This is a genomic window from Pseudobdellovibrionaceae bacterium, assembly GCA_023954155.1.
Taxonomy (GTDB): domain Bacteria; phylum Bdellovibrionota; class Bdellovibrionia; order Bdellovibrionales; family UBA1609; genus JAMLIO01.
In genome coordinates this window covers 59704-79860 of the sequence record JAMLIO010000008.1, presented here as the reverse complement: position 1 = coordinate 79860, position 20157 = coordinate 59704, and the positions used below count along the sequence as shown (strand labels likewise).

At 41.3% G+C, this 20157-nt stretch carries 15 protein-coding genes and 1 pseudogene; 3 read left to right on the top strand and 13 right to left on the bottom strand.

Features of this window, described 5'->3' with window-relative positions; all coding sequences use genetic code 11:
• Positions 1 to 206: 206 nt before the first annotated feature.
• The 13 genes from M9899_09820 to M9899_09760 form a co-directional block, all read right to left on the bottom strand.
• A complete protein-coding gene (locus M9899_09820; GenBank protein MCO5114457.1) occupies positions 207 to 1337 on the bottom strand; it encodes a hypothetical protein in 1131 nt (376 codons plus the stop codon).
• 20 nt (positions 1338 to 1357) lie between these two features.
• A complete protein-coding gene (locus M9899_09815) occupies positions 1358 to 2965 on the bottom strand; it encodes a hypothetical protein (protein ID MCO5114456.1) in 1608 nt (535 codons plus the stop codon).
• A complete protein-coding gene (locus M9899_09810; protein ID MCO5114455.1) occupies positions 2962 to 3642 on the bottom strand; it encodes an outer membrane beta-barrel domain-containing protein in 681 nt (226 codons plus the stop codon). Before M9899_09810 ends, M9899_09815 begins: the two co-directional genes overlap by 4 nt.
• Positions 3642 to 5054, bottom strand: coding sequence for a hypothetical protein (locus tag M9899_09805; protein ID MCO5114454.1), 1413 nt, complete (start codon positions 5052 to 5054; stop codon positions 3642 to 3644). The genes M9899_09810 and M9899_09805 overlap by 1 nt, the downstream gene beginning before the upstream one ends.
• 3 nt (positions 5055 to 5057) lie before the next feature.
• Positions 5058 to 6206, bottom strand: coding sequence for an AgmX/PglI C-terminal domain-containing protein (locus M9899_09800; protein ID MCO5114453.1), 1149 nt, complete (start codon positions 6204 to 6206; stop codon positions 5058 to 5060).
• Positions 6207 to 6209: 3 nt separating this feature from the next.
• The gene (locus M9899_09795) at positions 6210 to 6440 is read right to left on the bottom strand and encodes a hypothetical protein (GenBank protein MCO5114452.1); all 231 of its coding nucleotides are present in this window, start codon (positions 6438 to 6440) and stop codon (positions 6210 to 6212) included.
• Positions 6437 to 9454: a tetratricopeptide repeat protein gene (locus M9899_09790; protein MCO5114451.1), complete on the bottom strand. Its 3018-nt coding sequence runs from the start codon at positions 9452 to 9454 to the stop codon at positions 6437 to 6439. The genes M9899_09795 and M9899_09790 overlap by 4 nt, the downstream gene beginning before the upstream one ends.
• A 10-nt stretch (positions 9455 to 9464) precedes the next feature.
• A complete protein-coding gene (locus tag M9899_09785; GenBank protein MCO5114450.1) occupies positions 9465 to 9962 on the bottom strand; it encodes a biopolymer transporter ExbD in 498 nt (165 codons plus the stop codon).
• 19 nt (positions 9963 to 9981) lie between these two features.
• A complete protein-coding gene (locus M9899_09780; GenBank protein ID MCO5114449.1) occupies positions 9982 to 10446 on the bottom strand; it encodes a biopolymer transporter ExbD in 465 nt (154 codons plus the stop codon).
• Between the two features lie 156 nt (positions 10447 to 10602).
• Positions 10603 to 11304 (bottom strand): MotA/TolQ/ExbB proton channel family protein, encoded by a 702-nt coding sequence (locus tag M9899_09775; protein ID MCO5114448.1) that lies wholly within the window; start codon positions 11302 to 11304, stop codon positions 10603 to 10605.
• 320 nt (positions 11305 to 11624) lie between these two features.
• Positions 11625 to 12548, bottom strand: a complete 924-nt coding sequence (locus tag M9899_09770; protein MCO5114447.1) for a PfkB family carbohydrate kinase — start codon at positions 12546 to 12548, stop codon at positions 11625 to 11627.
• Entirely contained in the window at positions 12549 to 14699 is a 2151-nt protein-coding gene (locus tag M9899_09765) for a 3-hydroxyacyl-CoA dehydrogenase NAD-binding domain-containing protein (protein MCO5114446.1), read from the bottom strand.
• Between the two features lie 140 nt (positions 14700 to 14839).
• A complete protein-coding gene (locus M9899_09760) occupies positions 14840 to 16186 on the bottom strand; it encodes a thiolase family protein (GenBank protein ID MCO5114445.1) in 1347 nt (448 codons plus the stop codon).
• A gap of 209 nt (positions 16187 to 16395) precedes the next feature.
• Between M9899_09760 and M9899_09755 the strand changes: the two are divergent.
• The 3 genes and pseudogenes from M9899_09755 (at position 16396) to hflX (ending at position 20035) form a co-directional block, all read left to right on the top strand.
• Positions 16396 to 17652: pseudogene (locus M9899_09755) on the top strand (NADP-dependent malic enzyme).
• Positions 17653 to 17718: 66 nt separating this feature from the next.
• On the top strand, positions 17719 to 18723 hold the full coding sequence (locus tag M9899_09750) for a phosphate acyltransferase (GenBank protein MCO5114444.1): 1005 nt from the start codon (positions 17719 to 17721) through the stop codon (positions 18721 to 18723).
• Complete coding sequence (gene hflX, locus M9899_09745; GenBank protein ID MCO5114443.1) at positions 18713 to 20035, top strand: GTPase HflX; 1323 nt, start codon at positions 18713 to 18715, stop codon at positions 20033 to 20035. Before M9899_09750 ends, hflX begins: the two co-directional genes overlap by 11 nt.
• Positions 20036 to 20157 lie beyond the last annotated feature (122 nt).

The window sequence follows — 20157 nt, the reverse complement described above, 5'->3', positions numbered from 1 at the left end:
CAATCTCACCTCAGCGGCTTACAGAATCTGTAAGGTCTAGCTTCAATACAAAGGACTGCACAAATGTGCAGGCGACAAAAACTCATCTAAGGTCTAGGTTTCAAAACGCAGCGTCTTAAATAAAAAAGCTGCCAGTTTTCACTGGCAGCTTCAGTTGCTTATAAAATTTGAGCTAAATTTTAAATGTCCTCCCGACTCCTAAACAACTACTCTTCTTGATCTGCAGGAGAATTCATAAAAGTAATTCCACCACCCACAACTTCACCTTCAGGTGGCACACCGATAGTTTCGTTAGGGTTAGATTGATCTAACACAACGGAAAACTGGGCACCTTCTTCTTCTACCAGCTCAATACCTGGAAGAAGAATCAAGCTTTGTGAGGTAGGATCATACTTCCACCACTTGGGGTCCACAAACTGTGTACCATATTTAAGGTGTATAGTTCCTCTGACGGGTAACCGAGGCAAAGGTAACTTTCTAGAAACACGGATACGAATGTCTTCCCCAATATTTGCTAATTTTTGACCATAATCCGCATCGCACAAACTAAATATATTTGTTAAAATATTTCTAGATCCAGGAAGAGGCCCTGGGGTATTTGTAGACACCAGTGAGTTATGGGCATTGCTAAACATTGACATAAACATCTCATTGATCACAGGCTGCCCATTACCATCAGAAGCACAACGATCACCGAAAAGATCAGGGTAAGAAAGCACGCCATAACCTAGAACCTTATTTTCATCCCCCGACTTAGAGCGCAGCATGGTATCGTAAGCTTTATAATTTGTAACAAGCTCACTCTGTTCTTCGGCATCAGTGATCAGGATCACAACTAGAAAGGCCTCAGGTCTTAAAAAACCAGGGTTGATTTGAGCTGTGTTAGGTCCCAAAGCCACATAAATAGGGTCAGCCATCTTTTCAATGTAATCCCCACTAGTGCCTAGATCTGTAATATTTTTGGCTAAGAATTGAGACACAAAATCCGTTTCACGGGTCACAAAACTAGGATTGCCTCTCAGGACACCCGCAAGCGCAGGCTTATCCATACTCGTAGATACAACACCAATATGATAATCTAAAAATTTATTCTTCTCCATCGCTGCAGTAAACTTAGAAATGTTAGTAGCTAAGTTCTGCTGATGCGTACCCATACTTCCTGAGTCATCCACCACGAATAGAATGTCCACCATAGGTTGGTATTTTACAGCATAGCTCTCTTCGAGGACTTTTCTTTCTGGTGGTGGCTTGGGGACAAGGGTGTGATCACTTGAGTAGCAACCTCCTGCACCCATTAAAATTAAAGCTAGAAATGCACTTTTAAGTTTTAAAGTCATATTCTTTTCCTAATCCTTCACTACTTTTTAGTAGATATTTGACACCCTTTTTTCACATCGATCTTAAAGTTTGAAATTTCATCAAACCAAACTTCTGAAGAGGCAGGGAACTTTAAGACATCACGTCCTTCAGCACCTGTACTTCCTTTTTTCTCATCAATGTCTTTTTTGTCAGTCGCTGCAATGGCACTTGAAACTGAAATCTGCTGTAAAAGCTCGGCTTCAACGATGTGCATCTTTTGCAGAATTTGACCAATCTCCGTTACTTCTTCATCAGCCAATCTCTTTACACGGCTGTAAAAGGCATTTTTTGCAGTTTGAGATTTATCTTTTGTTGCCACTTTCACTCTATCAATATCAGCTTGGAAGCCCACTTTAGCCGTTCCACCTTGTAGACTTTGAGTGTAAAGATCGAGTGCAATTTTAGACTCTGTCTCTAAACCCGCAGATCTTTGAGCCAAGCGATATAACACTTCATCTCGAGTGATATATCTAGGAAGTTTAGCTGCATAAGTTTTTAAACTCTTAAGTGGCATACGGCCTTTTTCTTGAATGCTTTTGTAGAAAAAGTCGATGGGCTCAACATCATCAGTTTGTAACTTTTGAAGGTTCGCAGCTTTAGGTCTAAAAAACGTTTTATAGTCTTCTAGAGATTGCGCTACACCTTGGTAATCACAAACCTTAAGTTGAGAAAGTGCTCTTAAAAACACAGTCTCTGGTCCAATTAAAGATTTAAATGCAGGGTGAACAAGGGACTTTGTGACAGCCATTGTGTTTTGCGGTTCACCTTTTCTGATATAAGACCACGCCATCTCTTCTTGAGCTTCTGTCCAATAGTCAGATTTTTTTGGAACTTCTTTATAGTACTTGATTGCAGCATCAAGATAGCCTTTTTCATAAAGCATTCTAGCTGCTGTAATGTTCATTAGGTCATGATCGATGAAGTTTTGCTTTTCCTTCATCAATAGGCTTAGTACCTGAGCGCCTTTACCCGCATCATCATTAAGTGCAAAGTAAAGAGCCAATTGCCACTCTAACCACGCTCTTTCTTCAGTGTTCTCTTTAGATTTTCTTAAAAGCTCTTCGATCTGAGCGTAATTAGACGCATCAAACACCTTACGACTTCTGACTTGAACCTCAGCATCGCGACCAAAAATATTAGTCCATTTTGGGTTCCAATCAAAATCCGCAAGCTTCCACGCTTTAGAATCTACAGGAGCAGCTTCTTTCCAGAAGGCCACCATTTCAGAGTGAATCGCTTCAGGATTTTTGATTTGCATAAGCATCTCAAGACCATTGATCTCAAGACCTACTTTATAAAATAAATACGCTTTTAAAGCTTGGCCTGTAGCCGATCTTTCAAAGGTTTTACCATCAAAAGCAGCACCCCATTGATAAAAAGCTTTTTTAAACTCTTTATTGTCGATAAAGTTAAATAGGATGGTCTGTTCTGCCGTCAAAGATCCCACCGCTTTACGAAGCTGCTGAGTTAAGCTTGTATCTTGACCAATCTTAACCTCGTCTTTGGCTCCACCTAAGAGATTGATAATATCATCAGCATAGGCCGCATTCCAAGTGAGCGGCATGCACAACAGTGCTGCCAGTACATATTGTAGTGACTTTATCATAGTAAATACCCCACAGAAAGCACAGCTGAAGACAGATCCAGTCTTACTGGTCCATTTAAAAGTTGCGCTTCATAAGTCATGTATTGGTAACCTATACGTGTTGTTAAATGTTGGCTCCACCAAACGGCCAGACCAATGTCAGCCGCTAAAGCTTGTTGGTTGCCATGTCTTAGCATCACAGTTCCACCACCTAAAGATGTATAGATGTCAAAGTGAACAATATTGTTAAATAAGTTTAGTTTTCCATAAAATGGGTAGTAAGATACTTTGGCAAGTACACTTTGCTTAAGATAGTCCACATCCTGAACGCGGCTATCAATGCGAATCATTCTATCACCTTCACCAGAAAGTTCGTTCATGGCATGAAAGTTATAAGCCACACCGATAGACCATCTAGGTGTTAGATGGAAGTTCACATCCAAGCCCACAGTGCTTGTTTTCATGTAAGGGTTTCCACCCCAAAATGAAGTCACTGAAGGAGAAAGTTCAAAACGCATTCTACGATTTACGATTCTGTTTTGAATCACTTGAGTTTTAATCTCTGGATTCAAAGCACTTGTCTTTTCATAAATGTCTGCGTTTCCACCTAAAGAGTCAAAATCTTTTAAAATTTCAGAACCCAAAGCGGATGCACTCAATCCCATCCAAGTCGCTAAAATCAGTATTAACTTTTTCATTAGATTCCTCCTCCGTAGTTATTAGTATCCATAACTGGACTTGGGTTAGCATTTGCTGAACCACTGTCTTCGCCCATGCCGACTCCAATTGAGTTGTCTGCTTTTGTGCCAGGAGGATAAAATTTAATTTTTCTTCTAAATGTAATCTGCTCAGACTCTTCACTTAGGTTTTTGACCTTAGCTTTCATGACCAAGTTGTACTCTACTGCACGGTCAAATACCTTATGCGTACCAAAAATTGTACAGTTAAGAATATGACGGTTGCTAACCCCTGATTCTTGTTTACAAGAACAATCTAACATTCCACCAAAAAGTGTGATGCAAGGAGTTTCAAAAGTAAGCTCTACAGTTCCTTCGTCTTGAATTCCAAAGAAGAAGAAAGGCACAATGGTTTGTGTTCCTTGTTGTAACTCATACACCATAGACTCACTCCAAGATGTTTTTGGAGCTTTAATCGTGTTCTTCACGCGTAGAGCAATTTCGTAAGGAGCCGAAACGTTTCTTGTGTCACTGACTTTCACTTCAATAGTACAAGTCGTTCTTGACGTTGTGATATCTAATTTTGTGAAGTTCGCTTCAAAAGTGTATTCGATCTTCCCGTTATTAGGGTCAGTAGGATCGTTGATAAGCTTTTGCCCTGTAGTTTTAATCCAATTTTGTAGGTTGGCACAACCATCTGTCACAACACCAGAAGAGTTCCCTTTAGTGAACACAGCCATAGCTGGGAATTTTGATCCCATAAAGTTTGGATAATCCACATAAACTTTAAACTGTGTCTTTTCACCTTCAAGAAATTCATTGGGAATATCTGCTGAGGTGACCTTAAGTTCTTTTTCGCTTTGGAAGACCACATAAGGGATCTCTCTGGGAACAAGAATGTCATCATCTACAAGCACTCTGACTGAAATGTGTTTTACGATACTGCCAATATTATCATCAGTGATTGTGTTATGGTCTGGTTGCCACTTGATCACAAAAACTTTTCTATTCAAGTTTGATGGAGGCGGCACAACCACTTCATCTTCATCAGCCACATCAGCATCAGCATCAGTATCGCCAGGTAACACAGGCCCAGTAGCAGCCAAGTCATCAGCAGCTGTTGTCACCAACTCAATGGTCATCCCTGGAGGCGGATCAACAAGCTCCATAGTGAATTCGGCGTCTGGAATAAAGACCTTAGCTTCCACTTCATAAGCAGATTGCACTCCTTCTGTAAAAAGAAATACATGCTTAGAAGGATTGATCAAAACTGAATTTGAGTTGATCCCTGGAGGCACAGGAGGCTTAGTCTCTTCAACAGTGGCCTCGCGGATAGAATCATCATAGTCTTCAAAAGGGTCGTTTGAAAAACTACAAGATACGCCCAATCCAAGTACGGCTAGTAATGTTAATAATAAAGGTTTTGTTTTCACAGATTAACCCCTTCCTTGTCTGTTTAAATTAAATGGAACTTTAACGCTGACTGATTTTCCGCCCTCAGGTAATGGAAATTTCCAAGCTTTAATTCTAAGAGAAATACAGTCTTCAACAATTTTTGAATTGATGGTTGTGTTTGCGATCTTTAAAGATGTCACCTGTCCATTGGACCCAATGGTGAAATCCGTCACAACACGCCCTTTAAGATTAGGATCAGATTGTAGTCCTTGCTCGTAGCAAAAACGGATTTGACCAGAGTTTCTACGGATCACATCCCAAATTAAGCCTTGATCTAATCCACCACCAGCGATGACTTCTTCACCGACTGGAATCACTGAAGCTCCAGATGAACCTACTAAAGATAACGTTCCGTAACCTGCTTGGCCACCACCTTTACCTTTTGTTCCGTATCCACCAGCACCTTGCAAGTTTCCACCTACGCCTACAGGAGCAGAGACAATGCCTTTACCATATAAAGAAGTTTGCACTCCGCCACTTCCTTCAGTACCACCACCAAGTCCAGGACCTGCTGATGTCTTAACCGCACCCAAATCTAAACCACCTTGCTGACCATTGTTCGAGGTCGCATTGCCCAAAGCAGCCAACGCTCCCATTCTTTTAATGGTTTGAGTGGATCTGACTTTGGGAGCATTCGTTGTTGGAGTTTGAGTCACAGTCGTTGTGGTTGTATGCGTGCTCTTAATTTTAATTGGCTCTGGTTTTTGCAACTTAACAATCTTTACCACTTCTTGTCTTTGCTCTTCTTTGATTTCTTGGGGTTCTGGAGCAGGCATTCTCAAAACACCCACCATCAGTAAAAAACCCAAAAGCAAAGTAGAAATAGCAGAAATCTTCCACGTTCTGTTATCTTCTTCAGAGATAGCAGAATTCACGATCACTTCGTCTGTATCACAAGCTGCCAAAGATAACTGTGGCGTTAAGACGATAGGAGACTTTAAAGCCTGTTCACTAGAAAATTTCTTTAGAACTTCCCAGCCTTCAGACTCAAGAAGCTCTTGCTCATAAGCAGGTCGAAACAATAACCGCTGATCCAATGGGGATCTTACAACTAAGATCTCGTCCACCGCATCTACAGGTATCAGTCTGACTACCTTTCCTTCGTTATTTTTTAAACATAAATTCTTCATGTGTTAGTACCTACTTGCCGATCTTTTCATTTTATCTTTAAAGTCTTTTCTTAAACCTAGTAACGCGTCCAAAACTTTATCTTGTTCCACTGTAGTTACGATCTCATCAGAAAAGTGGTACTGACCTTGAATCAACAGCTCATCAAAACTGACTTCTGTTGATTTCTTTTTGGGAGCTGCCAAACCTACACTTGCAAAGCTCAGTGACAATAGAATTGCGATTAGTATCCTCATTTCGTTACCCCACCTTTTAATTGATCAATCTTTGATAGTCTTTGTTCTAAATAAATGACCATCTTGTCTTGTTTTCTTTGTTTTTCGATATCTAATAATTGCCCTAAGACACCTTTGTTAAAAGGCTCAGCCATAACTTTGGAGCGCACCTTCATCATGTCTTTCAAAGGAACATCCGCAGATTTTTTAGCCACTACAACCTCAGCACCTTGGAACTTGCCCACTTCAGAAGCCACGAAAGTGTTGAACTCCTTAGGAGCGACACCTGCTAGGTCTTGATATTCTTTCACCCAAAGGTTTTGCACCCACTTAGGCTGTTTACCTAATTCAGAGAACACAGATTTTACGGCCTTCTTTTCGTTCCAAATCTCAGCAAGCTTTGTTGTGATCTGTTGATTTTTAGCTTGGTATGGAGAAGCACTTTGAGCCAGTAAGTTCATATACTGGTTTTGCTCTTCTGGAGTCAGTTCCTCTGGAATAGGAAGGCTCATCACCTCTTCATAGAATCTTTGTGATTCTTTAGCCAAAACATCAAGAGCATAGACTTGTCCAAACCAAATATCCGCTTTTAAGATGTCGGCCACAAAGGCTTCATAATCTTTAATGGCTTTGGTTCTTGCTTGAATGTCTTTGCCCATTTTGTTTTGATCTTCTGTATCCACTGCCATCGCCGCTAAAGCTTGAGCACGAGTGGCAATTTCAGGTTTGATCATCTGAGTCTGTAAAATTTCAACTCTGAACTTCTTATCCGTTTCGTTCCATTTCAGAACTTTAGCAAGCTCTGGTAAAGAAGGATTCTGTTCATAGGAGACCAGCAAAGCGTCTTTCCAAAGTGCAGGATTACTTTCCAATACAGTTTTGTATTTATTAAACTCTGCCCACGCCGCATTTGATTTCTTAATAAGGTCTAAAGCCATTTCTGGAGATTCAGCGGCTTTAGGGTTCTTCTCAATATACTCTTTAAACAGAACAGAAGAATCTCCGCCAGCTAAATCCGTTAAAAGCGCTAATTGTAATGTACGTGCAGGCTCTTTTAAGCTTTCAATATTTTTTGTGGCTTCTAGTGCGCCAGAAAAATCAAATACAAGCTCTGATAGCCATGCTTTTTTAGTGTATGCAAACTGCTGATTTTCTTTAGAGAGCTTCGGTAAAGTGAGGTATTGATTCACATAACCAATAGCTTCACTGATCTGACCCATCTGTTCAGCAAGAATGATTTTGTTCTTTAAAATCACTTCTTTTTCTTGTTCTGTAGCACCACTAAAATCCGCTTTTTTAAGTAAGTCTAAGGCCTTTTTACTTCCTGCCTGAGCCTTACCACCATTATCTTGTGCTAATTCTAAAGACTGGTTGATCACAGCCTTACGAACAATACCTTGGTATTCTGCTGATTTTTGCGGAAGAGCTTCTGAAAGTTCTTCTGCAGCAGAGATCATAAGATCATCTCTTTTAGCTAGAACCAAAGAGTCTAACGCCAAATCCGCCGCTTGTTCTTTTAGCTTAACATCCTCAGCATCAGTAGATTTAGTTTTTATCGCAAAATCTTTAAACTGATTAAAAGCTTTGATGTAGTCTTTATTGTCATAAGCCAAACGCGCCAATTGATACTTCACTTTGACGTCTTGAGCTTTATCTTTAGAGCCCGCTAAGTAAGCTTCATACACTTTTGCTAGCTCAGGAAGTTTTTGATCTTCCGCAATCTCGATTCTTTTAAGCAAAGAAGCCTCATACATTTGGGCTAACTCTTTTTGTTTCTTTTCATCTTCAGCTTGTGCTTTAGGATAAATTTCTACAGTTTTAGCAAAACCAGTAAAAGCTTCTTTTGGTTTTTTAAGAGTCAAATCAATTTCAGCCGCCCAATACATCATATCAGGCTCGTTTTTATTATAACGGTTATAAATCGCATAAGCCTTAGAAAGATCCTCGGTAGGATTCTTCTTAATGCTATTATGCCAATCTAAAACATACTTTCTTTCTCTAAGTCTGATTTCTTTACATGTGTCTGTTTGACATGAATCTTGACCCGCCCCAAAAGACAACGCACGGTCAAAGGCTTTTAAAGAGTCTTCGATTTTTTTATTTTCTCTTAACAAGTTCGCATATCTGACTTGTCCACCCCATTTTTGAATAGGGTCTTTTAATTTTCCTAATAATTTGTTCCAAACTTCAATAGAGTTGTTCACTTCACCTAGTCGCTCTAACTCTTCAGCAAAGTTGGTCAAGTGATCAATCTTTGTGTCGTCTTTTCCTAATTTATAAATGACGTCAAAATCGTTAGCTTGGTAGCCGCGTTTAACCATAAAAACCACTAGGTCTCTAGTGATCTCATCTTTAAACTCTTCATCCACAGAAACAACGCCTGTATCCGCAGAACGAGTTAAAAACTTGGGTGACTGCAATATCGTTACAAGTTCATTTGTGCCTTTAGAGTAGTTCCCAGCATTAAACTCACACCATGCTTTTCTATAAGCAGAAAGACCTTTTCTACCTACACCGTCTGAAGCATTCATCACCTTTAGAAAGTAGGATGCAGCTAACGGAAAGTTTCTTTTCTTAAAATAAAGTTCACCTAATGAAAAGTTGGCTTCTGCCGTGAGCTTTTCATTTTTTGCATTTTTAAAGACAGACTCATAGGACTTAATAGCGTCTAATTCTAGTGCTAAAAGCTCTTGTAAGTGTCCCATTTGCAATTGAACTGAAGCTTTTCTGTCATCTTTTAAGAATCCCACAGCCTCGCTATAATATCTTAGAGCCTGTTTTCGAGGTTCATCACCCGCAGTACAAACCCCACAACCTTCACCTAATTCTTTATTGGCAAGGTCACGACCTTTTTCAGCCAACATGTCACCCAATCTGAGTGTCACATTCACTTTAGCCTCTTCTTCATCAGCGATTTGCTGGTAAACCTTAGTGAACTTCTCAATTAGACGTTCACGAGTGGCCTCATCCATTGATGCGTGTGCAGTAGGCATCATCAAGATCGCTAAAAGACTGAAAATCAACCCTTGTTTCATCTATGTCCCCTTACCCTGCAGTCAACACCGCAAATTTAATCTCTTCAAAACCTGCTTGTGCACTGGCATGAATGATCCAATTTAAATCAATAAACTTCTCGCCCTTATCCGCTTGGATAATGATTTGGTTTTCTGAATCCAACTCAGGATACTTTTCTTTAAAGTCTAATTTCATTTTTAGTAAGGTTGGGAATAGCTCATCCTTAGTCACTTGAATGTCTTCAACGAAGTAGCTACCATCCTCATATTTAATGGTGATTTGACGGTTTAAAGTCTCTGCTTCCATAGCCGTGGGCAACACCATGTCCTTAGAGATGTACATGATCTCACCAGAACTGCTATAACTCATCAGCAGGTAAACCACTAGAATTGAAAAGGCATCTACTAGTGAAGTCAACATCACCGTTTGGACTAGATTCTTTTTGAACCTTTGTCCTTTTGGATTTAGCGTTGAGCTTCCTTCAATAGGACTGTTTAAACTTGTTTGTTCTAAAACACTTTCTGCCACAATTACCCCTCATTCCTTTTTAAAGCGGAGATACGCCTAAGTTAGTAAGCCCTGATTTTTTTAAATTATCCATAAGCTGGATGACATTTTCGTATTCTGTGTCACCTAAAGGTAAAATCAAACCTGTGTTAAGGTCTGGAACCACTTTGATTAAAGAGGCGAGCTTGGCTTCAAGCTCTTCATAATTGATTTTTCCTTCTTCACCAGGATTCACTACAGTTTGCTTCCCTAAAGAACGTAAAGCTGTGTTGGGGAAATCTTGAAATTTAAGAACCAAACTTCCATCTTTCTGCATCTGCGTCCACACTGCAGGAACTTTTTTAGTTTCTGCTGCAGACTGACCACCTACTGCTTGCTTTACATTAAGAGAACCAATTTGTATCCACACTGCTGTTAATAGCAAGAAACAGATACATACTGAGAGTAGCGAAATAAAGGATACTAAATCCACTTCCACATCTAGGTTTTTCTTATCTCTTTTCAACTTACACCCCTCTAGGACGTTTTTTTGAGCTTGATTTTTAAGCTCTTACTCTCTCTTCTTGTATCTCTTAAGTTTTTTACTGAACCGTGAGAGATACTTCCTTAGACCTTCACCCACATGGTCTTTTAGACACATATAGGCCTTTTTCGTTTTAAATTAAGCGTCTACAGTTTGAGCCTTAGGTTTTTTAGGAGCATCAATGCCAACAGCTCTTTCTGCTGGATCATAAGAGTAGCTCAACCAGTTATAAACTTTTAATGAAGCCTGGTTTAAATCTTCAGACAATTGGTTTCCTCTGTTAGCTAAGATCGCAAAAGCGACAAGAGCTGGAATCGCCACAATCAGACCATAAGCTGTTGTGTTCATCGCTTCAGAAATACCTGAAGAAAGTAGAACTGCTTTTTCCATAGGGCTTGCAGTAGATACCGCAGTAAATGACTTAATCATCCCTGTGATGGTTCCAAGTAGACCTGTTAGAGTGGCAACGTTAGCAAGCATGGCTAGGAAGTTTGTGCGCTTTTCATATTGAGAGTTGGTATCCAAAAGCACTTCGTCCATTTTACCACGAATCTCATCTTTACCACCCCAGTTGATAGCCGCTTCAACACCCGCAGCAACAACTTGGCCAACAGGCTCTTCTGTTTTTTGCGCAGCATCCTTGACTTCATTTAAGCGTCCAGTTCTGATGTCTTTCTCGTAGTTGTCTACAAGCTTTCTTTGTCCAATTTTACTTTTTCTGTATAAAAAGATGGTTCGTTCGATGATGATGGCATAAGATCCTAATTGAAGACCTAAAATCACCCACATCCAAAATCCACCTTTTACAAATGCTTCTGACATGCTTGCTATAAATTCCATATTTTATCCCCTCACGGTTTTATTGGTTCTTAAATTTCTAATCAGATTCTTAAATGAACCCAAATTGAGACCAGAGTTTTTGTTTAAGGGCGCGTTTCTGTCAAGAAATAAGGGGCTTAGAGATAAGCAAAATTTATATGGATGATATAAAAGATAATTATGTGTTGAAATTTTACGCTTAAACTACTGTTTTTCTTAGATAAATCCATCTGGGTTACAGAAAAACAAGGGTTTTCTTAAATTCCATGTCGTGAAAACTTTGCTTGGTTTTTTTGCGATTTTTGCTGTGTGCCATTTTGGAACCAGATCAACTTTAAAAGTTAGCTAAGCTCCTGTAATTTCACGTTATATACACCCTTCTTGCCTACAGCTATGGCAGCGGCTTTACCTGCTTGGACCACCGCTTCCACCAGTGAAGACCCTTTTGCCATAAAGCTTGCTAATGTGGCGATGACCGTGTCCCCAGCTCCTGTCACATCAAAGACATCCAAAGCCTCTGAAGGCCAGTGCTGGTGCTGGTTTTCGCTGATCAGCATCATCCCCTCAGAACCCAGAGTCACAAGCATATTACTAATGCCATGGGTTTTAAGAGCCTCTTGTGCTTTTTGAATCAGGTCTTCACGGGAGTAAAATTCACCCACATAGGTTTCAAATTCTTTTTTATTGGGCTTGATCAGCCATGCCCCTTGGTAGTTATCAAAGCTGGCTTTGGGGTCCACAAGCACTTTGCAGCCTTTAGCATTTAAGTTTTGAATGAGGCCTTCGGGTAAAGACACCACGCTTTTATGTTTGCTGCTGGTCAAAGTCCCTTTGCCATAATCGCTAAGAACACAATACTCCACAGACTCAGGAATACGAGCCCAAAGCTCTTGAGGCTCGGGCGTAAAGGGCTCTTCAAAATCTACTCGCCCAATGTAATGATTGTTGGCTAAAATTCTAAGCTTTTGAATCGTGGTTAAACCTGGTTCTTGCACCAAACTTGTCCCAATCTCGTGCTCTTGGAGTAAAGCGTTCACTTTCGCCCCCGCTTCGTCTTGGCCTAGAACTCCTACTAGATGCACGGGAACTTCTAGAGTCTTGATATTTAAAGCGACGTTAGCGGCTCCACCTAAACGGCTCGTGGACTGTTTTTTAAGAACAACAGGCACAGGAGCTTCTGGAGAAATACGCTCTGAAACCCCATACCAATATTCATCTAAAATAATATCGCCGACGACGACAACAGGACATGGACTCATATTCATTTAGTAAAACGTTTTATTGTTATTTACAAGCTCTCTCAAAGGCTCTGTGGGTTTAAACCTTGAGCTGTATTTGGATTCAAAAGCTTCAAGTCGCTCTACGACGTTTTTCACTCCCACACTGTCAGCATACTTCAGCAGTCCACCACGGAAAGGAGGGAAACCCGTACCAAAAATCATAGCCACATCCACTTCTTCTGCGGACTCTACAATTTTATCCTCTAACAAAGCCAAAGCCGCCTCATTGACCATAGCGTACACACCGCGATCAATCACCTCGCCCGCTGGGATATTTGCTTTAGGTGCTGGTAGCCCTAGGTCGGCATACACGGACGTATCCACTTCAGTGGCAAAGCCTTTCTCATCATATTTATAAAAACCTTTTTTATTTTTTCTGCCTAAACGATCTGTTTGTGAAACCTTTTCTACCAGTTTTGAGACTTCCATACGGTCTCCAAACGATGATTTAAAGATCTTTAGCACCTTCATGCACACATCAATGCCGATCTCATCCATCAGTCTGTAAGGCCCCATGGGCATACCAAAAATATGGGTATAATATTTATCCACGGTTTTGATATCCATGCCGTCTTCAAGAATGAAGAGAGCTTCAGACAACCACGGTAACAGTAAGCGGTTGACCAAAAATCCAGGACCATCATTCACCACCACTGGGGTTTTGCCCATACGTTTTGCGAATTCAAATACTGTTGTAGTCACCTCATCGCTGGTGTTTTTCCCACGGATGACCTCAACCAGAGGCATCTTATGAACTGGGTTAAAGTAATGCAGACCCACAAAGTTCTCAGGTCTTGGATGAGCCTCTGACATTTCATTCACACTTAAAGACGAAGTGTTTGTGGCAATTATACAGTCCTTAGGACATTGAGCTACGGTTTCGGCGATCACTTTCTTTTTGATGTTCATGTCCTCAACAATGGCTTCTACAACTAGATCCATGTGTTGAAATCCAGAATAGTCCATCGTGCCTGTCAAATGTCCCATTTTAGTTTGCAGCTCTTTTTCTGTCATACGACGACGCTTGACCTTTTTGTTCCAAATGTCCGCAGCGGCCTCAAAGCCCTTTTTAAGAGCCTCGTTAGAGAGGTCTTTCATACGCACATTGACCCCTTTATCAGCAGCGAGCTGAGCAATCCCTCCGCCCATAGTTCCTGCACCTAAAACCGCCATGTTTTTAATTTCACGAGGCTTTACAGCAGGGGCTCCCGCAGGAAGACCATTGCGTTTTTTAATGTTCTCCATCCAAAAGAAAAGTTGAATTAAGTTTTTACTGATGTCTGTGAGTGCAACTTCTAAAAAGCCTTCTCTTTCAATACGCAAAGCTTTTGTTCGATTAGACATGCCATAGGTCTTTTGCACCACCTCAAGGGCTTTTAAGGGTGCAGGATAGTGACCTTTACTTTGCTTCATTATACCTTTTTTGGATTCAGAAAAGATCTTCCATTTAAGGAGCGGGCTTTCCATAAGCTTACCTGTCAAACTAGGAGAAAAGACCTTACGGCGTTTCTTAGCTCCTTTTTTAAGAATGGCATTTACAAACTCCTCCACCTTAGACTCAAAAACGGTCTCAGGGATCACTTCATCGACAAGACCAATCTTATAAGCCTTATCCGCGCGCACGGATCCTCCAGGTAAAATGATCTGTAAACTTTGAATGAGTCCCACCACACGTGGAAGCCTTACACAACCTCCAAAGCCTGGAATGATCCCTAGCTGAGTTTCAGGAAGACCAATTTTTGTCGAGTCCGCATCGGAGGCTACACGATAGTCACAGGCTAGGGCTAACTCTGTACCCCCTCCCATACAGGCACCATTAATGGCTGCGATCACAGGGATTTTTAAGTCTTCAATATGGTTCATGATGTTTTGCCCACGCTCCACTGCCTCAGAAAAAGCGTCTTTGTCGGTAAAACTTTTAATCTCTTCGATGTCGGCCCCTGCGATAAAAATATTTTTCTTTTTGGACAAAATCACCAAAGCCTTATAGCTGGAACTCTTGACCTCTTCGAGGAGCTTTTCTAAACGCAGCATCACAGGAGTGGAAAGCTTATTCACTTTCTCCCCTTGTAAATCTAACTCTAAAACAACGTACTCGCCTTTACTGACTAATTTTAAACTCTCTTCCATGCTCATATATGACTTTCCTTTTTGGCTTCACTTCAATTTTAATCTGGATATAAATTTTTACTATTTTTTTACTCTGTCATCCAGTTGTTCACATTTTCAATTTTGGGGTTGGACGCGCACTCAATGCTTTTACTTTCTCCACTCCACTAGTTTAAGTTTTCGATCACCATAGCGCCACCTTGTCCACCACCGATACACAGGGTGGCTAGACCAAATTGTTTTTGGCTGCGTTTAAGTTCTTTCATCAGTGTCAGAACTAATCTTGTACCTGTAGCACCCACGGGGTGTCCTAGGGCAATGGCTCCTCCGTTGACGTTAAGGATGTCATCTGACAGTTCACCCACAGCCGAAGTGAGCCCTAACTTTTCTTGGCAGAACTTGTCACTGGCCATCGCCTTTTGGCAGGCCATCACTTGGGCGGCAAAAGCTTCGTTGAGTTCCACTCTGTCGATGTCTTTTAAGGTCAAACCCGCACGCTTCAAAGCTATAGGTGTGGAGTAAGCAGGTCCCAGTCCCATTCGCTCTGGTTCAAGCCCCGCAAAAGCGTAAGATCTAATTTTAGCCAGAGGTTTGTAACCCAAGGCTTTGGCCTTTTCTGAGTCCATCAAAAGCAACACAGCCGCGCCATCGGTGATGGGGCAGGCGTTTCCAGGAGTGACCGTTCCATATTTGCGATCAAAAATGGGTTTGAGTTTTGCCAAAGCTTCCATCGATTGATTTTTTCTTGGACCCACATCTTGCTCTACGATTTTATTATATTTAGGCGGTAGATAAACTGGGGTGATCTCCTCAGCAAGGTTTCCATTTTCTTGGGCCTTTCCCGCTTTGTGATGAGAATTCATGGCAAAACGATCTTGCTCTTCACGGCTTAGACCAAACTCTTTGGCTAAAATCTCAGCAGTCTGTCCCATGTTAATGCCCACAAAAGGGTCTGTGAGTCCTTCCACTAAGGAGATGCGGGGTTTGAGTCTTGTGTTTTTCATAGGTGAGGTTGTGGCAATCTCTTTCACCTGACCGATGTTGGCCATCAGTAGGGACAAGAGAGCTTTCAATTTAGCCCCTCCCGTTCTTGCCGCAGCAAGTTTGTTAAAACGCTTCATGTGTTCATGATTCCAAATTAAAGGCATCTGAGACATGTTTTCAGTTCCACCAGAGACCACCACATCCATAGTGCCTGATTTGATTCTTTCATAACCTGAGGCAATGCTTTCTAAGGCTGATGCACAGTTTCTATGCACAGTGTAAGCCGAAGTTTTAAGAGGGACTCCCGCATTTAAGGCCACTACTCTTGAGATGTTCACCGCATCCGAAGGCGACCCTGTATTGCCCATGATCACCTCATCAATGAGACCCACATCCAAAGCCACTTTTTGAAGCAGCTCCTTTAAAGCCACCGTTCCCAATTCTGAGGGGTGAACCCCTGCCAGATCAGCGCCTGATTTTGCAAATGGAGTGCGCACACCTTCAACGATCACAACTTCTCTTTGGCTCATAGTTTATCCTCCGTGGATGCTTTAAGTGTCTATTGTCCAAAACTCTAATTCCCACTGTCAATCTGTAGCTTGATAAACACATTATTAGGAATTGCCCTTGTCTGGTTTCTTAAAATAGTGAATAAGTGGTGCTAAGTCTGTAATTATTGATTATATTACCAGTTTTGAAATAAGCAATTTTAAAACATGCACGGTTTTTGGGAGAATTTATGTCCACGATCTTTAGTGAGAACAAATCTAAATTGGCATCCTTTGAAGAAGAGGCTTTAACTTATCATACCTACCCTTATCCTGGAAAAATAGAAGTCAACACCACTAAAGATGTGAGTTCTGAGCATGCTCTAGCACTTGCTTACTCTCCTGGAGTGGCAGTGCCTTGTCGTGCAATTGCCAAAGACCCTGGACTTGCTTTTGAGTACACTTCTAAAGGTAATCTTGTGGCAGTCATTTCCAATGGAACTGCCGTTTTAGGCCTTGGCAATATTGGTGCCTTGGCGGGAAAACCAGTTATGGAAGGTAAAGGTGTTTTATTTAAAAAGTTTGCCAATATCAATGTGTTCGATATTGAAATCAATGAAACTGATCCTGAAAAATTCATCCAGATTGTAAAAAGTCTTGAACCTACTTTTGGAGGGATCAATCTGGAAGACATCTCTTCACCTGCTTGTTTTGAAATTGAAAAACGCCTTAAAGAAGAGATGAATATCCCTGTGTTTCATGATGACCAACATGGGACCGCCATCATTTCTGCCGCAGCTTTAACCAATGCCTGTGAGCTGACTAATCGTAAAATGAATGAAACCAAAGTGGTGATTAACGGAGCAGGCGCGGCTGCAATAACTTGTGCTAAACTTTTTGTCAAAGTAGGAATTCAAAAAGAAAACATCATTATGTGTGACTCTAAGGGTGTCATTCAAACAGAAAGAACTGATTTGGGGCCATACAAAGAAGAGTTTGCCCGTAAAACACCACACAGAACTTTAGCCGACGCTATTAAAAATACGGATGTCTTTGTGGGTTTAAGCGTTGCTAACATTCTTACTGATGACATGATCATGTCGATGAATTCTAATGCCATCATTTTTGCGCTAGCAAACCCAGACCCTGAAGTTAATCCCAATCACGCCATGAGTTTAAGATCAGATTTGATTATGGCCACTGGACGCAGTGATTTTCCCAATCAAGTGAATAACGTTTTAGGTTTTCCCTATATTTTCAGAGGAGCACTAGATGTGCGCGCCACGACCATCAATGAAGAGATGAAGCTTGCAGCTGTTCGTGCTCTAGCAGAACTCACCAAAGAAACCGTCCCAGACGAGGTCTCTTCAGCTTATAAAGACCAAGAGTTTCACTTTGGTAAAGACTATATCATTCCCAAACCTTTTGATACTCGTGTACTTTTAAAAGTCGCTCCCGCCGTAGCAAAAGCCGCCATGGACACTGGCGTAGCCCAAAAACCTATTGAAAACTTTGATAAGTATGTAGATCAACTTGAGTCTTACTTAAGTCAAAAGAAAACATTTATAAGACCGTTGATCAACAAAGTTAAAAGTTATAATAAAAAAACTAAAACGAAACCCCGCATTGTTTTACCAGAAGGAAACAGTCGTAAAGTACTCCGCGCCGTGCAACAGGTTTTAGAAGAAGGCTTTGCCCACCCTGTCATCATTGGAAACAGAAACACCATTTTAAAAAGAGCCGATAAAAACGAACTGTATTTGATCAAAAATGCTGAAATCATCAGCCCCGAAGATCATCCCAGATTTAGAGAGTACGCCCAGGAACTTTTTAAACTTCGTTGTCGTCGTGGACTTTTACAATCCGAAGTGGACTCGCTTCTTAAAGATCCCCATTATTTTGCAGCCATGATGGTCAGAATGGGAGACGCTGATGGTGTTGTATCTGGAGCATCACAAAGTTACGCTAAATGCGTAAAACCACTTCTTGAAGCAGTGGGTGTGTGTAAAGACAGGCGCGCTGCGGGAGCTAACATTGTTTTGATTGACGGTAAAATGTTCTTCTTTGCCGACACCACCATGTGCATTAACCCTAATGCAGAAACTTTAGCCCACATTGCTTTAGATGTCGCAGATCTTGCCACCAGTTATGGACAAACACCACGCGTGGCTATGCTGTCTTACACTAATTTTTCTGGCGACACAGAAGGGGCAGCAAAAATGAAATTTGCTGCAGAACTTGCTAAAAAATATCGTCCTGATCTTATTGTCGACGGAGAGATGCAAGCTGATGCTGCCGTCAACCCTACCATTCTCAACCGTCTGTTTCCATTTTCTGAACTCAAAGATGGTGGTGCTAATATTTTAGTGTTCCCTAATCTGGATGCGGCCAATATCTCTTACAAAATCATTCAGCAGCTTTCTCACGCCGAAGTGGTGGGCCCGCTTTTATTAGGTATGAAAAAACCTTGCAACATTGTTCAGCGCACAGGTCTTGTCGGTGACATTGTCAACGCCCTAGCTCTTGTTGCTCATGACATCACCCAACGTCAGACTCAACCAGAAATCTATGCCCACTGATCATATCAATAAAAATAATAAACCCACACCTGATGGCGTGATCGCTGTCGGGTTTGGTTTAAAAAGCCAAAGTTTAGAACGTGTAAAATTGGATTTGATTGAATTAGAACAGCTTATCGAGGCTGCTGGGGGCGAAGTCATTGCCTCCGTCTATCAGCACACCGAAAAGATCCAACCAGCTACACTTATTGGTGAAGGCAAAGTACAAGAGATCAAACGTTTGGCTTCTGATCTTTCCGCAGATGTGGTGATCATTGACCACGAACTTTCTGGAGTACAGTTAAGAAACTTAGAAAAAGAAATTGGCGTGCGAGTTTTAGATCGCAGTCAGCTCATCATTGATATCTTTGCTCAACGTGCACAGACTCATGAAGGAAAACTGCAAGTGGAACTGGCTCAACATCTTGATCAATTACCACGTATGGTGGGAGGATGGTTAGGCTCACTTTCCAGACTAGGCGCGGGAATCGGAACTCGGGGCCCAGGGGAAAAGGCTTTGGAGATGGACCGCCGTCGTATTCGCGAACGCATACAAGTCATCCGTAAACAATTAGAAAAAGTCCGAAAGCATCGCAAGGAGATTCGCCGCAGTCGCTCTGCGGCCATACAAGTGGCCTTGATCGGATACACCAATGCTGGGAAAAGCTCTTTGTTAAAGGCGTTGACCCGTTCTGAACCCTTAATTGAAGATCAACTGTTTGCCACCCTTGATCCTTTGACTCGAAAAATGCACTTGGATAAAGCCCCCAATGTGATTCTAACGGATACTGTGGGATTTGTTCAAAAGCTTCCCACTCATCTGATCGAAGCCTTTAAGGCGACTTTGGAAGAGACCAGTGAAGCCGATATTTTGCTGCATGTGATTGATCTTTCAAATCCAGATTTTGAAATTCAGATTGAAGCTGTAAATAAATTGATCGAAGAGTTTAAGTGGAATGAAAAGCCCATCATTTATGTGTTTAATAAAAAAGATGCGGCTCCCATTGAAGCTCAATTTCGAATTAAACAACGTCCTTTCTGCGTGGTGAGTGCTCAAACCGAAGAAGGCATTCCTGCTCTAAAAACCAAAATCGTGGCTGAAATTCATTCAATCAGTAAAGAGGTCGAAACATTTATCCCCTACGAAGAAGAACATCGCATTTACGAAATCACCAAACTAGGACAAATCCTAGAAAAACATCCTGTCCAAACAGGATACAATTTAAAAATCGCTTTCCCCTTTAGAAACTACCTCATCTGGGAAAAAGAACTCAAAGCAAAACACCAAACTCAAGCCCCCCAAACAGACAATTTTTCTTCAGAAGAAGAATAAATTCAGCACCGTACAGCAGAGGATCTGCGTTTCAAAAATGTTGTGCACAGCCCAAAGTCGTGCTGTGTTTTGAGACACTCAATTCCAACACGTGGCCTCTGAAAAAGTGAAAATCTTAATTT

Excerpts from the sequence above, each read along its gene's own strand:
- M9899_09765 (MCO5114446.1), bottom strand. The coding sequence starts at position 14,699 with ATGAGCATGGAAGAGAGTTTAAAATTAGTCAGTAAAGGCGAGTACGTT.
- M9899_09810 (MCO5114455.1), bottom strand. The coding sequence starts at position 3,642 with ATGAAAAAGTTAATACTGATTTTAGCGACTTGGATGGGATTGAGTGCA.
- M9899_09770 (MCO5114447.1), bottom strand. The coding sequence starts at position 12,548 with ATGAATATGAGTCCATGTCCTGTTGTCGTCGTCGGCGATATTATTTTA.
- M9899_09800 (MCO5114453.1), bottom strand. The coding sequence starts at position 6,206 with ATGAAGAATTTATGTTTAAAAAATAACGAAGGAAAGGTAGTCAGACTG.
- M9899_09775 (MCO5114448.1), bottom strand. The coding sequence starts at position 11,304 with ATGGAATTTATAGCAAGCATGTCAGAAGCATTTGTAAAAGGTGGATTT.
- M9899_09760 (MCO5114445.1), bottom strand. The coding sequence starts at position 16,186 with ATGAGCCAAAGAGAAGTTGTGATCGTTGAAGGTGTGCGCACTCCATTT.
- M9899_09790 (MCO5114451.1), bottom strand. The coding sequence starts at position 9,454 with ATGAAACAAGGGTTGATTTTCAGTCTTTTAGCGATCTTGATGATGCCT.
- M9899_09820 (MCO5114457.1), bottom strand. The coding sequence starts at position 1,337 with ATGACTTTAAAACTTAAAAGTGCATTTCTAGCTTTAATTTTAATGGGT.
- M9899_09815 (MCO5114456.1), bottom strand. The coding sequence starts at position 2,965 with ATGATAAAGTCACTACAATATGTACTGGCAGCACTGTTGTGCATGCCG.
- hflX (MCO5114443.1), top strand. The coding sequence starts at position 18,713 with ATGCCCACTGATCATATCAATAAAAATAATAAACCCACACCTGATGGC.
- M9899_09795 (MCO5114452.1), bottom strand. The coding sequence starts at position 6,440 with ATGAGGATACTAATCGCAATTCTATTGTCACTGAGCTTTGCAAGTGTA.